13 protein-coding genes are annotated in these 17611 nt (G+C 60.9%); 10 read left to right on the forward strand and 3 right to left on the reverse strand.

Going from position 1 to position 17611, the window contains the following annotated elements; all coding sequences use genetic code 11:
- Window positions 1-14: 14 nt before the first annotated feature.
- Window positions 15-2318, forward strand: coding sequence for a RelA/SpoT family protein (locus AC5RK6_RS05320; protein WP_320757457.1), 2304 nt, complete (start codon window positions 15-17; stop codon window positions 2316-2318).
- A 62-nt stretch (window positions 2319-2380) separates the two neighbouring features.
- Here AC5RK6_RS05320 and AC5RK6_RS05325 read toward each other — a convergent pair whose 3' ends face one another.
- Window positions 2381-2860 (reverse strand): hypothetical protein, encoded by a 480-nt coding sequence (locus AC5RK6_RS05325; RefSeq protein ID WP_320757456.1) that lies wholly within the window; start codon window positions 2858-2860, stop codon window positions 2381-2383.
- Between the two features lie 90 nt (window positions 2861-2950).
- On the reverse strand, window positions 2951-4243 hold the full coding sequence (locus AC5RK6_RS05330) for a DUF349 domain-containing protein (RefSeq protein ID WP_320757455.1): 1293 nt from the start codon (window positions 4241-4243) through the stop codon (window positions 2951-2953).
- Window positions 4244-4384: 141 nt separating this feature from the next.
- On the opposite strand from AC5RK6_RS05330, the gene AC5RK6_RS05335 reads away from it, so the two are divergent.
- The 6 genes from AC5RK6_RS05335 (at window position 4385) to AC5RK6_RS05360 (ending at window position 11734) form a co-directional block, all read left to right on the forward strand.
- Complete coding sequence (locus AC5RK6_RS05335; protein WP_320757454.1) at window positions 4385-5113, forward strand: MBL fold metallo-hydrolase; 729 nt, start codon at window positions 4385-4387, stop codon at window positions 5111-5113.
- Between the two features lie 13 nt (window positions 5114-5126).
- Window positions 5127-6443, forward strand: a complete 1317-nt coding sequence (hisS, locus tag AC5RK6_RS05340) for a histidine--tRNA ligase (RefSeq protein WP_016442682.1) — start codon at window positions 5127-5129, stop codon at window positions 6441-6443.
- Window positions 6440-8302: a dynamin family protein gene (locus tag AC5RK6_RS05345; protein WP_320757453.1), complete on the forward strand. Its 1863-nt coding sequence runs from the start codon at window positions 6440-6442 to the stop codon at window positions 8300-8302. The genes hisS and AC5RK6_RS05345 overlap by 4 nt, the downstream gene beginning before the upstream one ends.
- The gene (locus tag AC5RK6_RS05350) at window positions 8281-9909 is read left to right on the forward strand and encodes a dynamin family protein (protein WP_320757452.1); all 1629 of its coding nucleotides are present in this window, start codon (window positions 8281-8283) and stop codon (window positions 9907-9909) included. Before AC5RK6_RS05345 ends, AC5RK6_RS05350 begins: the two co-directional genes overlap by 22 nt.
- Before the next feature lie 113 nt (window positions 9910-10022).
- On the forward strand, window positions 10023-10496 hold the full coding sequence (locus tag AC5RK6_RS05355; protein WP_126134839.1) for an arginine repressor: 474 nt from the start codon (window positions 10023-10025) through the stop codon (window positions 10494-10496).
- Window positions 10497-10498: 2 nt separating this feature from the next.
- Window positions 10499-11734, forward strand: coding sequence for an argininosuccinate synthase (locus AC5RK6_RS05360; protein WP_016442686.1), 1236 nt, complete (start codon window positions 10499-10501; stop codon window positions 11732-11734).
- A 160-nt stretch (window positions 11735-11894) separates the two neighbouring features.
- Here the strand turns inward: AC5RK6_RS05360 and AC5RK6_RS05365 are convergent, their stop codons facing one another.
- Window positions 11895-13442, reverse strand: a complete 1548-nt coding sequence (locus AC5RK6_RS05365; protein WP_320757451.1) for an MFS transporter — start codon at window positions 13440-13442, stop codon at window positions 11895-11897.
- 275 nt (window positions 13443-13717) lie between these two features.
- On the opposite strand from AC5RK6_RS05365, the gene AC5RK6_RS05370 reads away from it, so the two are divergent.
- The 3 genes from AC5RK6_RS05370 (at window position 13718) to tyrS (ending at window position 17414) form a co-directional block, all read left to right on the forward strand.
- Complete coding sequence (locus AC5RK6_RS05370) at window positions 13718-14542, forward strand: nitroreductase family protein (protein ID WP_320757450.1); 825 nt, start codon at window positions 13718-13720, stop codon at window positions 14540-14542.
- Between the two features lie 84 nt (window positions 14543-14626).
- On the forward strand, window positions 14627-16057 hold the full coding sequence (gene argH / locus AC5RK6_RS05375; protein WP_320757449.1) for an argininosuccinate lyase: 1431 nt from the start codon (window positions 14627-14629) through the stop codon (window positions 16055-16057).
- Between the two features lie 97 nt (window positions 16058-16154).
- Window positions 16155-17414, forward strand: coding sequence for a tyrosine--tRNA ligase (gene tyrS / locus AC5RK6_RS05380; protein ID WP_320757448.1), 1260 nt, complete (start codon window positions 16155-16157; stop codon window positions 17412-17414).
- The last annotated feature ends 197 nt before the right edge of the window (window positions 17415-17611 follow it).

Raw genomic sequence — 17611 nt, forward strand, 5'->3', positions numbered from 1 at the left:
GAGGGGAGTGGGGCATGTCGGAATCGCAGGGTCCGCGGGTACTATCGCGGCTATCGTGGTTGACCGGACGCACGGCCAGCCAGGTTCCTGATGCCCTGGAACCCCTTATGCGCGCCCTGGGTAATGTCGATAAGGAACGCATTATCCGGGCGTATAACGTGGCGGAGGAATGCCACCGTGGCCAGAAGCGGCGCTCGGGAGAGCCGTATATTACGCATCCGGTCGCGGTGGCAACCATCCTCGCCGAACTCGGAATGGACGAGGATACCCTCGTGGGTGCTCTCCTCCACGACACAGTGGAAGATACCGGGTACACCCTCGAGCAGGTCCGGGAGAATTTCGGCTCCACCGTGGAACTACTCGTGGACGGAGTCACGAAGCTCAATAAGGTCGAATACGGAGAAGCAGCGCAGGCGGAAACGGTGCGCAAAATGGTGATCGCGATGTCCAAAGACATCCGCGTGCTTCTCATTAAACTTGCCGACCGGCTCCATAATGCCCGCACCTGGCGTTTCATGCCGCAGGAAAAGGCACGATCCAAGGCACATGAAACCCTGGAGATCTACGCGCCCCTCGCGCACCGCCTCGGCATGAATTCCATTAAATGGGAACTTGAGGACCTCTCTTTTAAAACCATGTACCCGGAGGTCTACGCCGAAATTGAATCCCTGGTGCAAGAACGCACCCCGGAACGCGAAGCGTATATCGCGAAAATCAAGGCCATTTTGGAGCGGGAGCTCAAGAGTTCCCATATTAAATGCACGATTACCGGTCGCCCCAAGCACTATTACTCCATCTACCAGAAGATGATTTTGCGGGGTAAGGACTTCGAAGATATTTATGACCTCGTGGGAGTGCGGGTACTCGTGGAAACCATCCCGGACTGCTACGCGGTGCTGGGCGTTGCCAATACTATTTTCACGCCCATTCAGGGGCGGATCAAGGACTATATCACCACCCCCAAATTCAACCTCTACCAGTCGATTCACACCACGGTTATCGGCCCGGATAACCGCTCTCTTGAAATTCAGATCCGTACCTACGATATGCATAGGCGCGCGGAATACGGAGTGGCAGCGCACTGGCGGTATAAGGAAAACCCGAATGCCACCAAGCGGGGGGGCGGGACCGCGAAAGTCGACGAAGAAACAACTCAGCTCAACTGGCTACGCCAGCTAGTTGATTGGCAGCGGGAAACCGCGGACCCGGCAGAATTCCTCGAGTCGCTCTCCTATGAGATCTCCGGTAATAAGGTGTACGTGTTCACTCCGGCCGGGGAAGTTATGGAGCTCCCCACCGGAGCCACCCCGGTCGATTTCGCCTATGCCGTCCACACGGAAGTGGGGCATCGTACGGTGGGGGCGCGGGTGAATGATCGTCTCGTCACCCTCGATCACAAGCTGGAATCCGGGGATACGGTTGAGATTATTACCGCGAAAAGCCCGGATGCCGGGCCTTCCCTCGGCTGGCTTGATTTCGTGGCAAGTCCGCGTGCCCGCGCCAAGATCCGGGTGTGGTTCAAGAAGAGTCGCCGGGATGAAGCGGTAGAAGAGGGCAAGGATAAGCTTGCCCGCGCCATCCGTAAACGTAACCAACCCGTCCAGCGCCTCATGAGCCATGACACACTCGCGGAAGTAGCGCGGGAGGCCGGACGCAGTTCCGTCGATGACCTGTACGCGGGTATTGGGGAAGGGGATATCTCCCCCGAAACGGTGGTGCGTAACCTCATTACCTCCCAGGGCGGGCAGGCCGGGGTGGAGGAAACTCTCGCGGAGGCAGTGACTCCGAACCGTATTTCACGGCGGCGGAGCACGGCCAGCACCGATAACGCTGTGGTGGTCCAGGGCATGGAAGCCGGGGATGTTATGGTCAAGCTAGCCCGCTGCTGCACCCCGGTTCCCCCCGATTCCATCGTTGGTTTCGTGACTCGCGGCTCGGGTGTGTCCATCCACCGCGCGGATTGCCCGAATGTGGAGCAGTTGCAAAAGCAACCGGAACGATTCCTCGAGGTGCACTGGGCTGATGATTCCGAAGCGGTGTACGTTATCCAGGTCCAGGTGGACGCACTCGACCGGCAGGGCTTGCTCTCCGATATTTCCCGAGCGCTCCTGGATAACGGGGTGAATCTTCTGGCCGGCAATATGATGACCACGAAAGAACGCATGGTGCGGAATACCTTCACCTTTGAGATGGCCGATCCGCATCACCTAGCTCGGGTGCTGGCAGATCTACGCAAGATTGAAGGCGTGTACGATGCGTACCGGGTGACTAATTCCAAGCCCGCTAATCAGCGCCGGGTGGAATCTCCGCGTGCATAGCGCGGATTCGCCGCGGTTACGGCACGGAGCTGAATGCCGGAAGCTCCTGGTCGCTCCCGTGCTTAGCGCTGGGCAATAGCATGCACAGCCGCACGCGCTGCGGCGAGGTGCCGGCCGGTCAGGTTTTCTGCCGCCGCTTCCCACCCATCAGCTTCTAGAAGGCGCTGCCGCGCCACCTCCAGAGCACAGGTAATTGCTACGTCCAGCGCTTCCTGGCGAAAAATATCCGTGATGGTACGCGGCAGCGTGGTTAAGCACAAGCCGGCTATCGATTGGCGCTCCTCGGGTGCCGGCTTGCGGATAGTCCGTGACTTAGCTCGCACGCTACAGATCCGAATCAGCCGGTCCGCGGGCCAGTAACCGGTATAAACCCACATTGCGCTCAGCGTGGTGGCGATGCTATCCCGCCCCAGTACCTGCGCAAGAAGAGAAGCCCGCAGCGCCGCATAGGCGGCACAATCAGCCGCGCACACTAACCCGGGAGCGTATTCCACCAGTAAGCCAGCGTTAATATCCAGGCGCTGCACCCCATCCACATACATACCGAGAGTGTGTGGTGGTGAATAAAATAATGCAAGCCGCTCTCACCAGGTGGGGAGAGCGGCTTGCATTTATCCACAGGTAGGAAAAAGTTACAGATCCTTATTTACCTGCTCGAGCCAGGCCACGCGGGCGGCCCGCGCTTCGTTTAGCTCGGTGAGCTTCTTTTCATCACCGGACTGCTGGGCCTGGGCGATTTCCTCATCGAGTTCGGCGATAAGCGCTTCGAGCTGGGCGGCCATACCGGAAGAACGCTGCTGCTTTTCCGGGTCGGTACGGTTCCAGCGGTCGTTTTCCGCCGCGCGAATCTTTTCCTCAATTTCCCGCATCCGGCCCTCGGTCCGGGCGATATCACCGCGGGCCACGAAGCCGATCTCATCCCAGCGTTCCCCGATCTCACGGAGCTTTTCGCGGGCTTCATCAACATTGGTAATGGGAAGGAGAGCTTCAGCTTCCGCCACCAATTCGAGCTTAGCGGCCAAATTTTCCGCGTACTGGCTATCCACCTGGCTGAAATGCGCATCCCGAGCGTCGTAGAAAGGTTGGCGAGCGGCCATGAAACGCTCCCAGAGCTTATCGTCATCGCGGCGCCCGGCCCGCCCTGCCCGCTTCCATTCATCCATGAGTTCGCGGTAGCGATCCCCGGTTTCCCGCCAATCGGTGGAGGAGGAGAGCGCGGCGGCCTCCGCAATGAGCTTTTCCTTGGTGGCCTTCACCTGGCTGCGGCGTACATCCAGTTCCTTATAGTGGTTGCGCCGGGCGCGATCAAAGGTGGAGCGGGCAGTAGCAAAGCGCCGCCACAGTGCTTCTTCGGTGGGACGATCAATGCGCGCCCCCTGGCGCTGGGCCCGTTTCCAACTTTCGAAAAGATCATTGAGCTCAGCGCGGGTATTCTGCCAGTGGATGGTGTGCGGATTCGCGTTGGCGAGTTCCTCAGCGCGTTCCACAATCTGGGTTCGCTCCTGGAGAGCAGCTTCCTTGGCGGCGGCGCGCTGAGCCGCGTATTCCTTCGCGCGTACGGCCACGACTTCTTCGAGCTTATCCAAGCGAGTGCGCAGCGCCGCGATATCACCCACCGCGGCCGGTTCGGCCAGTTCCTTGCGTAGGGATGCAATTGACTTGCGGCTTTCTTCGGGGGATACGTGGTGGGCACGCGTTTCTGCCAGACTTACCTGGGTATCCAGGTCAATATAGCGGCGAATATAGAATTCCAGGGCATCATCTTCGGTGCCGGAAGCCGCGTAATGGCCAACGACCCGTTCGGTATCGCCATCCTTAAGCCACACCTTCCCTTCGTCGTCCACGCGTCCGAAAGGACGGGCTTTGGCGACGGCGGCCGGATCCAGCGGCGCGGGAGCGGGCTGAGCGGGATGAGCTGTGGACATTGTTACTCCTTGTGGAGAAAGAGGCGTGAGGTACACGCCGCGGGACAACTTTAATTCTTACGGTATACCACAATTGTGCCACGGAGAAAGGGATTCCGGGTGCCAGTAGGAAAAAATCGGGAGAAAGGATACGGTTAATGCATGATTTTCTTGCGGTATTCCAATACTGCCCTGGAGGCGAATTGTTATATCATGGCCGACCCTACTCATCGGGTTGCCCTGGTTGTTGATGCGGGAGCTGGCAGCGCCGCGTGGGTAGAACGCACCCTGGCAGCCCGTCATTTGCGCCTGGGTGCCGTACTGGCCACGCACGGGCACGGGGATCATGTGTGGGATGCCGGGGTGGTGGCCGGCTCAAGCGTGCCGTGCTTTATCGCTGAGCCTGACGCATACCGGCTGGATAATCCGATCGTCAATGCTTTTTACGCGCCGCTCGTCCTGGCTGCCACCGGGGGGCGTTCCTGGGTGAAACCGGAGAAGATCGTGCCCCTTCCCGAAGAAATATACGCGGAGGGAATGGAACTGGTTCCCGGTGTGCACCTGCGCGCCATCGCCACCCCGGGGCATACCGAGGGCTCGACAGTTTTTCTCTTCTCGGGGCGTTTCGAAGCGGATCCAGAAACTCCGCAGCTTCCCGATTGGGGTTTCGGGGAGAATTTCATGATCACCGGAGATGTGCTCTTCCGGGACGGAGTGGGCCGCACCGACCTCGCGGGCGGGAACGATGCGCAGATGCGTGCTTCCTTGCGCACCATCGTTGCCGAGGTGGACGGCTCCACGATTTTCTTCCCCGGCCACGGCAAACCCTCCACCCTGGCGCGCGAGCTCAAAGCCTCACCGTACCTGCGCGCCTATATCGCGATGAAGTGAAAGAATAGTACCTATGAAAATTGCGCCGATTTCCGGTTTCCCCGAATGGCTTCCGCAAGCCCGTATCGTGGAACAGAAAGTTCTTGACACCCTGCGTTCCACCTTTGAACTCCACGGTTTTTCGGGGGTGGAAACTCGCGCCGTCGAACCTATGGATCAGCTGCTGCGTAAGGGCGAAACTTCCAAAGAAGTGTATGTGCTGCGCCGCCTCCAGGGGGAGGAAGGCCAGGATTCCGGCCTCGGTCTTCATTTCGATCTCACCGTGCCGCTGGCCCGCTACGTGCTGGAGAACGCCGGAAAACTCGATTTCCCCTTCAAGCGCTACCAAATCCAGAAGGTCTGGCGCGGCGAACGCCCCCAGGACGGGCGCTTCCGGGAGTTTTACCAGGCTGATGTTGATGTGGTTGGCCAGGACTCCCTCGCCTTCCACCACGATATTGAGTTGCCGCTCGTCATGGTTGATGCGTTGAGTAAGCTTCCCATCCCGCGGGTGCGGGTGCGTGCCTCGAACCGTAAACTCGCCCAGGGCTTCTACGAAGCGATCGGGCTGGAAAATACCGAGGAAACCCTGCGAATCCTAGATAAGCTCGACAAAGTAGGTCCGCAAGTGGTGACCGAGTTACTCTCCGAACACGTGGGTGCAAGCGCGGAGCAGGCGCAACTTGCCTTGAGCTTGGCGGGTATCACCACCGAGGATGCCTCCTTCGTAGACAGAGTCCGCGCGCTCGGTGCGTCGTCGTCGCTCTTGGACGAAGGCCTGGAAGAACTAGCAACACTCGTCACCGAAGCGAACTCTCTCATACCCGGTTCGGTCAGCGCGGATCTGTCTATTGCACGCGGTCTGGACTACTACACCGGTTCTGTTTTCGAATCGACGGTGGAAGGTCACGCAGATCTTGGCTCGGTATGCTCGGGCGGGCGCTACGATAACCTGGCGACGGCCGGTAATCGCAGCTATCCGGGCGTGGGCCTGTCCATCGGGGTATCGCGCCTGCTCGCACGTTTCCTGCACCAGGATCTGCTGCGCGCTAGCCGCAAGGTTCCCACGGCCGTGTACGTGGCGGTCAACGATGAATCCGAACGTCACCATGCCTCCACCATCGCGGCACGTTTGCGTGCCCGCGGTATTCCGGCGGACGTCTCGCATAACGCCACGAAATTCGGTAAGCAGATTAAAGCGGCCGATAAGCGCGGTATTCCCTTTGTGTGGTTTACAACGGCGGAAGGCGAGCAGGTTCGTGATGTGCGCTCGGGCACCCAGGTCCCCGCTGACCCGGATACCTGGACTCCGCCGGAAGAAGATCGCTACCCGCGGGTGATTATGCCGTGAGTCGCCTGCTTTCCCTTGAGCGGGTGCGCCAGGCACTGGAAGACCTGAGGTTCCCACTGCCCACCCCGGGGGCGGCAGACGGGCGTGATGCTCGCACCGACGGTCTCCACCAGCTTGATGACTACGTGCTCCCGCGCCTGCGCTCCCTGGATGCGCCGCTGGTGGCCGTGGTGGGCGGATCTACGGGCTCGGGTAAATCGGCCCTGGTGAACGCCCTCGTGGGTGCATCGGTGACACCATCCTCCGCGCTGCGCCCCACTACCCGGATCCCGGTGCTCGCCCACGCTCCCGGGGAGGAAGCATGGTTTTCCGGCGACCGTATTTTCCCCGGGCTAGCTCGTTTGAGTGGCGACGGCGCAGCGCTTGCGCCAGAACGTTCCGGCAAGGGCGCAGCGGTGGTTGTGAGCGACGGCGCAGCAGCGGTTGGTAGCGCGCGGGCGGCGAAAGCGAGCGGTGACATCCGCTTGGTGGAATCACCTCGTGTCCCGCGGGGCCTGGCACTGGTGGATTCTCCGGATATTGACTCGGTCGAGGGGGATAACCGTAGATTGGCCGGCCAGCTTCTCCAAGCGGCTGACTTGTGGGTTTTTGTTACCACCGCCGCGCGTTATTCGGATGCGATTCCATGGGCCCTCCTCGATGAAGCAGCCGAGCGCAATATTGTCATTGCCGTTGTCCTCAATAGGGTTCCTGTTGGGGATGCCGCGGCGATTCGCCCCGATTTGATCCGCAGGCTTGAGGAACGCGGTTTGGGAAGCGCCCCGCTCTTCGTGATAACCGAGTACCCGGGGGCGCCGGGCATTCCGGAGGCTGATGTGGCTCCGCTGCGTGAGTGGCTCGCCGGGCTCGCCCGCGATGAACGTTCGCGTGCCTCGGTAGCGCGCCAAACTCTCACCGGGGCGCTCACTAGCCTGGCCGATACCTGCGCCCGGGCCCGCGACTCTTATCTCGAACAGATCGAGGAAGCCGAACGCTTAGACGCAGATGTCAGTGCTGCGCTGAAAGAGGCACGTGCCCGTATAGAATCCGGTATCGCGGATGGTACCGTGTTGCGCGGAGAAGTGCTGCGTCGCTGGCATGAGATGCTCGGCAGCGGGCAGTGGGCTCGCGCTGTGCAGGCAGGTGTCACGCGTTGGCGTGATCGGCTGAGCTCGCGGCGAACCGCTAGCCGGAACGCGAGCGAAGAAGCCGTGGGAGAGGCCATCGAAGACTCCCTCACCGATATGCTCCTCACCGCGGACGCCGGCCTGGCCACTTGCCTTACCACCGAATTGGAGCGCAGCGCAGCGGGTGCGGGAATAGTTCTCGCGGTTGAGTCCCGAGGCGCGGAGGCCGGTTCCGAGCGCGATACCGCGGCGGGAGATGCCGGGCATGCTGCCGCGGTGGGCGGGGCTATCGAAGCCGGCAGGTATCGCGCGGCTCGCCGGGACGCTGCCGGAGCCCTGGTCCGTGATTGGCGCCGCGCTCTCATGGATATGCTCGGCGAGCAGGGGCACGCCAAGCAGCTCACCGCACGCGTCGTTTCCCTCGGTATTAACGCGGTGGGCGTCGCGCTCATGCTGGTTGTTTTTGCTCACTCCGCCGGTCTTACCGGTGGAGAAGTAGCTATCGCCGGGGGAACGGCCGTGGTAGCGCAGCGCGTTTTGGAAGCTATTTTCGGCGACGACGCTGTTCGCCGCATGGCCGCTTCCGCTACCGAGGATCTCCTCGGGCGCGCAGAAGAGTTCTTCGCGGCCACGGCCGCACCCTATCGAGAGGAAATCGCGCGCTTGGGAGTCAGCACGGATGCTCTGAATGAGCTAGATGAGGCGATGCGCAGCGCGGAAGGGAGGCGCGGATGGATCTCCCCACTGGATTAAAGAACCTGGAGCAGGCCCTCGACCTGGGTGGTGCCTACCTTGATGAGTCGGTGCGTGCCCAGGCGCGCGATGTGCTAACCCGCGCGCGCCAGCGCGGTCTGATAGGAACTGAACGCACCGTGGTGGCTCTGGCAGGCGCCACCGGCTCGGGTAAGTCATCCCTGCTTAACGCCATTGTGGGACAGGAGGTGGCCGGGGTGGCCGCCACCCGTCCAGCCACCCGCGCACCTCTAGGAGTCTCGGGGCGCCATGCCTCTGATGTCCTCGATTGGCTCGGGGTGCGCGAACGTAAAGTGCTGCTCCAGCTAGCTCCCGATACCACCGCCAATCTGGTGCTTGTGGACCTGCCGGATATTGATTCCACGGTGGATACCCACCGCGTCCAGGCCGAGCGTATTATTGCCCGAGCCGATGTGGTTATCTGGGTACTCGACCCCCAAAAATACGCGGATGCCGTGGTTCACGAAGACTTCTTGGCCGCGATGGGTGAATATCATTCGTCTCTCCTCATCGTCATCAATCAAGTTGATCGTCTCGGTGCTGGTGATGAAGAAGCTATTGTCGCGGATCTGGGGCGTATTCTCGTCACCGAAGGCGTGAGCGCGGATATTGTGGCGGCCTCGGCACTCACCGGGCAGGGAGTCGAAGAAATTCGTGGGGCGCTCGTGGAGATCGCGGCGGGGAAGAGAGCCGCGGCGGAAAAACTCGCCGCGGATGTGCGTACCGTGGGCGCCGCGCTCACAGAAAACCTCAATGACCAAGGCGGGTATCCGCGTGACCTCACCGATATTGCCGGGGTGGATGAGTTTGTTAGCGGGCTGGCTCGGGCCGGCGGGCTGCGTTCCGCAGCCCGGGACGCCGCGGACAACTACCGCAGCTCCGCACGGCGCGCTACCGCCTGGCCGCTGCTGCGCGGACGTGGCAGTCGCGCCCTTCCCGGTAGCGAGAACGAAACGGGCGTGAATATTGTGCCTAGTTCCACAGCGGGAGATACTTCTCATTCGGGCGTCCCTACCGATACGGGTGCCAGGCCGTATGTGGCGGGCGGCGTTGCGGCGGTGGCTAGCCCCGGAGCCGTGGAAAACACTCGGGTAACTTTGGCCGAATTCACCACCCAAGTTACCCGTTTTCTCCCGCGTTCCTGGCGCGGGGCGGTACGCGATGAATGTTCCCGGCAAGCTGCGCGGCTCGCCGATAACGTCGCCCGGATAATCGCGCGGGAAAGCCAGGCCTGGCACCGGCCGCGCTGGTGGGGCTTCGCCGCTGCCATCCAGTGGCTGGCTTTTGCCGCACTGGTGCTGGGTGCCCTGGGAATTGGTGCTGGAATCGTCACCGAGGCCGGGGGAGTGACCCTTCCGCTGGGGCTGCGTCGGGCGAGCCTGATCTGCTTGGTGGCCGGTTCCGTATGCGGCGTCGTCGTAAGTATGAGCGCGCGGATCGCACGCACGCACGGGGCGCAACGCGTTCAACGTCAGGTCACCACGCGGGCGCGCGCCGCTATCGAAACCGAAGTTCGCGATAGCGTGCTGGTTCCGTTCCGCACGGAAATGGAACGCTACCGAGACTTTGCGCGCGCCGTGGCATCATTAATGCGGGTGTCTGCCTGACTCGGGCCGGCACCCGCCGCGCGTAATGCAAAAAATTGCATTGGCGCGTATGATTATAATGCAAGGGAGCGCGGGCCGCCGGTTCGCGTTCCCGGTGATGCGAAAGGATCATTGTGACCGCTGGAATTCCTTCGAGTCGCACCGCCCGCCAAGGGCTTATCGCCTCGATTCTGGAAGCTCATCTCATCGGTTCCCAAAACGAATTACGGGAGTATCTCATACGTGCCGGGGTGGATGTCACCCAGGCCACGCTCTCCCGTGATTTAGACGATTTGGGGGCTGTTAAGATCCGGGTGGACGGATCGATGGCATATCGCATCGCTGACCAGACAATGGATACCGGGGAGCGCCTGGCGCGGTGGGCTCGTGAAATACTGCTCAGCGCCGAATGTGCTCTCAACCAGATCGTGTTGCGCACCCCGCCCGGGGCCGCGCAGCTACTCGCCGCCGGGATCGACCGGGCGCGCTTGGATGGCGTGCTCGGGTGCGTTGCCGGAGACGACACCGTGCTGGTCATTGCCCGTAGCGAAGAACGCGCGGTAGAGATCAGGCAACACCTCCTCTCAATGGGGGAGAAAAAGGAGTAATAATGGCGAAGGAGCGGGTAGTTCTCGCCTATTCGGGCGGACTGGACACCTCGGTGGCTATCGGATGGATCGGGGAACGAACCGGAGCTGAAGTGATCACCGTTGCCGTGGACGTAGGCCAGGGCGGCGAGGATCTGGAGACCATTCGCCAACGCGCCCTCGATTGCGGGGCCGTGGAAGCCTATATCGCCGATGCCCGCGATGAATTCGCCAGCGAATACTGCATGCCGGCCCTCAAGGCCGGGGCGCTCTATATGGACGCTTACCCGCTTATTTCCGCTATTTCCCGCCCGGTTATCGTCAAGCACCTGGTGGCGGCGGCCCGGCAGTTCGGGGCGAGTACGGTAGCGCACGGATGTACCGGAAAGGGTAATGACCAGGTACGTTTCGAGAACGGTATTACCCAATTGGGGCCGGATCTAGCCTGCCTGTCCCCGGTGCGTGACCTCGCGCTCACCCGCGAATTCGCTATTGATTACGCCAATAAGCATAATTTGCCTATTGAAACGACCCACCACAATCCCTTCTCCATTGACCAGAATGTGTGGGGCCGAGCCATTGAAACCGGATACCTCGAAGATCTATGGAATGCACCCACGAAGGATGTGTATACCTACACGGATGATCCGACCTACCCGCCATTGCCTGATGAAGTGATTATCACCTTTGAGGGCGGTATTCCGGTTAAGATCGACGGCGAAGCAGTCACTCCGCTGCAAGCTATTGAGCAGCTCAATAAGCGGGCTGGAAAGCAGGGGATTGGCCGGATTGATGTGGTTGAAGACCGCTATGTCGGTATTAAATCCCGTGAGATTTACGAGGCACCGGGCGCCATGGCGCTGCTCACCGCGCATAAGGAACTCGAGAACGTGACGATGGATCGCGAGCAAGCTCGTTTCAAGCGTACGGTCGCAGATCGCTGGGCGGATATCGTATACGAAGGCCAGTGGTTCTCCCCGCTTAAGCGCTCCCTCGATGCTTATATCGAAGATACCCAGCGTTATGTCTCCGGTGATATTCGTATGGTTATGCATGGCGGGCGCGCTACCGTCACCGGGCGACGCTCGGAGGCTTCGCTTTACGATTTCAATTTGGCTACTTACGATGCCGGTGACTCCTTCGACCAGTCCCACGCGAAGGGCTTCATCGAATTGACCGGGCTGCCCGCGAAACTTGCAGCCGCTCGCGATGTTACCTTCGGGCGCGGGGTGGCTATCCCGCCCGCGCGGCTGAACTAGCGAGGCGCGTGAGCGCGACCGAACTAAGTTTCGCTCGCGCGGCGAGGTTCCCGGCGAGCAGCTACAGGTATTTAGGATGCACGCCAACTTAGCCGTATCGAGAACGGGGCCGAGGTCGTCATGACCCCGGCCCCGTTTTTATTTGGTGCTTGACAATGCGTTACTTCGCTTCGCGGGCGCGCAGCATCGCCGGCGAAGCGGGCCGGCGCATGAAAATAATCGAGACAGTCAGAGCGAGTGCCACAATAAAACAGATGGTCCCCATGGAAGCCGCGTAACCGGTGAACCAGGCACCGTCTCCGCGCGGGGTACCTTCGTTGACGAAAGCGAAGAGGATGGCGGTCACCATGGCATTGCCGATAGCGGTGGTAATACGCTGACTGGTTTGCTGCACCCCGCCCGCGGTACCGCCGTGGGCTCGCGGAACATCAATCATCGCCTGGGTCTGATTGGCCGAACCAATGACGCCGATTCCGAAGCCGAAAACGCAAATGGGAAGGGAAAGCCACCACGGGCTCCACCCCGAATAGGCAATTCCAGCGGCCAACGGAATACTTGAGGCGAGCGATACCAGTGCGAGCGCGAAAGCGCCAGCCTGGATATGCCGGCCCCAAGCCACCGCGTAGCGCCCTGCCCACACCGAGGCGTAGGCCGAGGCAATCGCATTGGGCAGGCCGAGCATGCCGGCCTGCAGCGCATTGAATCCCATGCCCTGCTGGAGATACATGGCCAGCACCACGAAAACGGATGTGGTTCCCAGGAACTGGATGGCGGTAATAGAGGTGCAGAAACTGAAGGATTCGATACGGAAGAGGCGTAGGTTGACCATGGGAATCCGGCCCCGGTTCGCGTAAGAATGCTCCCAGAGCACCCAGGCGAGCCCGAGAAGGGCCCCACCGCCCAGCAGCGCCCAGCGCCAGGCGAAGTGGGACATGAAGGGCAGCATGAGGCAGAGCACGGCGAGAGCCAACAGGGTCATTCCTACCGGGTCGAGGTCGAGGTGATGCCCGCGTCGGCGACCGACCGGTTGGCCCCGGCGTTCCATTTCTGCCCGGTAGGCGGCGTCAATCTTGGCGGCGTCGTCGCCAATAGCACGCCGTTCCTTCAGGAACGGCAGCAAGAAAATACCCAGCCCCAAACCGAGCAAACCGAGCGGGACGTTGAGAATAAAGGACCACCGCCAGCCCACGGGCCCGAAGATCTGGACGAGGCTTCCCGAGAGCAGCGGTCCCACGGCAACCGAGGCAGAAATGGCCAGGCCCATATAGGCGAAGGCCTTCGCGCGGGCGTGACCGTCGAAATACTGCATAATCATGCCGGTGACCTGGGGAGAGAAAATCCCCGAACCGATGCCCTGGAGGGCGCGCGCGATATTGAGGATAAACGCGTCACTGGCCACCCCGCACAGTAGCGAGCCGAGCGTGAACACCGCCATCCCGATCATCCACAGCGAAGAACGGCCAAAAATATCACCCAGGCGCCCCGCGGGTACCAAGAGCAGCCCGAAAGCTAGGGAATATCCGGAGAGCACCCACTGAATATCACCGCGCCCGGCATTCAGACCCGTTTCGATAATGGGAAGTAGATTATTAACCGAGCTGACCTGAATAAGCGACATGACGAGCGCAACGATGAGCACCACGAGGAGCTTATTGCGGTCATACGTTCGGTCCGAACCCGGAATCGTGAAATAACGCGTATTTTCCATTCCATCCTTCACAACAACGCGCACGCTGGCGGCATAGATATAGCCGTGACACGAACGCACCCTAGCTCCGGTAACTCTGCGATGCTGTGGTGTACAAAGGTGAGCGACGGGGCGGCGGAATAGCCGAACACCCGGCGCATGCACAAAAAGAGCCCGCACGGAGGCGAGCGAGCAGAGACAGCAGTCCCGGTACGGGTGCCAGCATAGCAGCATTTCCCGCCAATTCCAGTTGTGACGAATCTTGCGCCGTGGCCCAAGCGTGGGAGAATACCCGTATGGATACTTCACATAAGACTTCAGAAGATACGCGTCCTGCCAACAGCGGCGCGGAGGAGACTCTGCGCACTCAGCTTAACCACCGCACCATTCGTGATTTTGATGGCCGGCCGCTCGGAGAGGAACTTACTGGCGCCCTGATCCAGGCAGCCCTGCACGCCGCGACCTCGCAGGGTATGCAATACGCAAGCATTATTCGAGTGCAGGATCCGGCCCGCCGCCAGGCCATCGCGGAAGTCTGCACCCAGGCTTACGTGGCGCAGGCACCTGAATTGTGGATTTTCGTAGCGGATACCCGCCGTGTCTGGCGCGTATGCCAGGAGCAGGGTGGCGAGGGCGCCGGGGCCCGTAGCTATGACGCTTTTAACGCCGCGGTTGCGGATTGCATGATCGCGGCGCAGAACACCGTGGTGGCTGCGGAAAGCCACGGTTTGGGTACCACCTACCTCGGTTCTATTTTGAACGACGCCGAACGTATCTGCCAGGTGCTGGACCTGCCCGAACTCACGTTCCCGGTTATCGGCCTCATTATGGGCTACCCCAATCAGGAGCGGATTCCCGAGCTCAAACCGCGCATGGATGCCGGACTGCGCGTTTTTACCGATCATTATCAGGAACCGGAATCCGCGGTGGAATCGCTGCGTGAATACGACGCCGCTATCGCGCCCTGGGTGGATATCCGTTACGGAAAGCCGGTCGGGCCTTTCACCGAGTACGTACCCACCCGCCTGAGCGGCTCAGTGGCACGCCGTGGGCGACTCCTGGCAGCCATCGGAGCGCAGGGCTTTGACGTGGCACTTCCTGTGGAAGACGTAGCAGAATAGTGGAATACCGGCGGGTGCACGGAATTTTCCACGGGGGAGCGGCTGAACTTCCCGCACGAAAGTGACCGTGTTTAGAATAGTGCAATGACTGAACATCTCGCCCTATGGGGTGGGCGCTTCAGCGGTTCCAGCGCTGACGCCCTGACCGAACTTTCACGCTCGACTCATATTGATTGGCGCTTGGCACCCTACGATCTTGCCGGGAGCCACGCACACGCCCGGGCGTTGGCCAAGGCAGGTCTCTTGGACCACTCCGAGCTTGCCGCGATGCTCGCCGCTTTAGATACGCTCGGGCAGCGGGTGGCTAGCGGGGAACTCACGCCTTCCCCCGATGATGAAGATGTGCATACGGCTCTAGAACGTGCCCTGCTGGCCGAAGCCGGGGCGGAGCTGGGAGGAAAGCTTCGCGCTGGACGTTCGCGCAATGATCAAATCGCTACTCTCATCCGCATGTACCTGCGCGACGCGGCGCGGTACCTGAGTGAAAAACTGCTGACGGTGGTGCGGGCCCTCGTTTCGCAGGCCGAACGCGCTGGCGAGGCGGTGATGCCCGGGCGCACCCACCTCCAGCACGCCCAGCCGGTGCTGGTGGCCCATCATTTGCTCGCCCATGTCTGGCCGTTATTGCGCGATATCGGGCGCTGGCAGGACTGGGATAAGCGGGCTGCGTATTCACCCTACGGTGCCGGGGCTCTGGCGGGGAATACCCTGGGGCTGGATGCTGCGGCAATCGCGGCAGAACTGGGCTTTAACGCCCCGGAACACAATTCCATCGACGCCACGGCCGCGCGGGATCTGGTTGCCGAATTCAGCTATATTTGCGCCCAGATTGGGGTGGATCTTTCCCGGCTTTCCGAAGAAATTATCCTGTGGAATACCCGCGAATTCCACTTCGTCACACTTGATGATGCGTACGCGACCGGATCCTCGATTATGCCGCAGAAAAAGAACCCGGACGTGGCCGAATTAACCCGCGGCAAGAGCGGGCGCCTCATCGGTGATCTGGCCGGATTGTTAGCTACCCTCAAGGGACTCCCGCTCGCCTATAACCGAGATCTGCAAGAGGATAAAGAACCGGTTTTCGATGCCATCGACACCCTCGACCTCCTCCTCCCCGCGGTAGCGGGCATGGTGGAAACCATGGTGCTCAACTACGAGCGCATGGCCGAGCTGGCGCCCCAGGGATTCTCCCTCGCCACCGATATCGCCGAGTGGTTGGTGCGCGGCGGGGTTCCTTTTCGTGACGCGCATGAAATTTCGGGTCGCGCGGTCGCCTTCTGCGAAGAGCGCGGCATTGAGTTATGGGATATGGACGACGACGAGCTGCGCTCCGTCGACGCGCGGCTCACTCCGGATGTCCGGGAAGTACTCACGGTGGCTGCCTCTGTGGGAGCTCGACGTGGTGCGGGTGGCACTGCCCCGGAGCGGGTCGCGGAGCAGCTGGCCAGTGCGCGGGAATTCATCGGGCTCGCGGAGGGCTTTGCCCGCAGCGCGACCGATGTGTCGTCGTCGTAAAAATATAGTGGCAAGAAAAAACCGGGCGTGATAACGTCCGGACGTGACGTTACGGAAAGGCCCGTGACGCGCGAATCACAACGGAAGGACACGAGACGTGAAGGACGTTCTTGAGGAACTGGAATGGCGGGGGCTGATCGCCCAGCATACGGATATTGACGCGCTGCGTAGCGCGCTGAACTCCGGTCCGGTCACCTTCTATTGCGGTTTTGATCCGACGGCGGCTTCTCTGCACCACGGTCACCTTGTCGCGGTGAAGCTCATGCGGCATCTCCAACTGGCCGGACACCATCCACTGGTGCTGGTAGGTGGGGCAACCGGGCTCATTGGGGATCCGCGCCCCTCAACCGAACGCACGCTTAATTCACGGGACACCGTTGCTCAATGGGTGGAATCTCTGGCCGGGCAGTTGCGCGGCCTGTTGGATTTCGAGGGAGATAACCCGGCACGGCTCGTCAATAACTTGGATTGGACCGGGCAGCTTTCCGCGATTGATTTCCTGCGCGACTTGGGTAAGCATTTCCGGCTCGGGACGATGCTTTCCAAGGATATCGTGGCGCGGCGCCTGGAATCGGACGAGGGCATTTCCTACGCCGAATTTTCTTACCAGGTTCTCCAGGCCAATGATTACCTTGAGCTCTTCACTCGTTACGGCTGCACCTTGGAGGTTGGCGGGAACGACCAGTGGGGCAACCTCGTTGGCGGAATGGATCTCATTCGCAAGGTGACAGGAGAGTCGGTGCACGTGCTCACGAATCCGCTGATTACCAAGTCGGATGGCACAAAGTTTGGGAAATCCGAGGGCGGTGCGGTATGGCTCAACCCCGAGATGCTCAGTCCCTACAAGTTCTTCCAGTTCTGGCTCAATACTGCCGACGAAGACGTGGTGCACATGCTCAAGGTCTTTACTTTCCGGACTCGGGAAGAGATCGAGGAGCTGGCTACCGCGGTGGCGGAGCGTCCCCAGGAAAGGCGGTCCCAGCGCGTACTTGCTCAAGATGTGACGGCCTGGGTGCATGGCGCGAACGTGGCAGAACGAGTGGAGAATGCCTCGCGCGCGCTCTTCGGCGGTGACGGTTTGGCCGCTTTGGATGCGGATACCTTGCGCGACGCCGTGGCGGAACTGCCGCAGGCGAGCGCGAGCCTGGGAGCTTCCATTCCCGAGCTCTTCGTGGCCACGGGCCAAGAACGGGGTCTGGGTGCCGCGCGGCGAACCGCGAAATCCGGCGGCCTGAATATCAACAATCGCAAAGTCGGAGAGTCTGACGTGCTGACTAGCAGCGATGTGCTTCCCGGGGGTGTTGTGGTGCTACGCAAGGGCAAGAAAAACCTCGCGGTTATCCGCGTTACGGAGTAAATAGCAAAGTCAAGACGGCGCTCACACATGAAGCGTGATGAATAGTGGCGGCGTTACCGGTGACGGTAGCGCCGCCACTATCTATGAACCACGGTGCACGAATGGATCAGTAGGGGGATATCGGCGTAATTGACGATTTTTGCCGGGCGTGCTGCGCCTTTTATCGGGTTTTTCGCGGTTTTGGTGGTGTTTGTGGT

It is taken from the genome of Actinotignum sp. usb-actsch-213, from assembly GCF_059085665.1.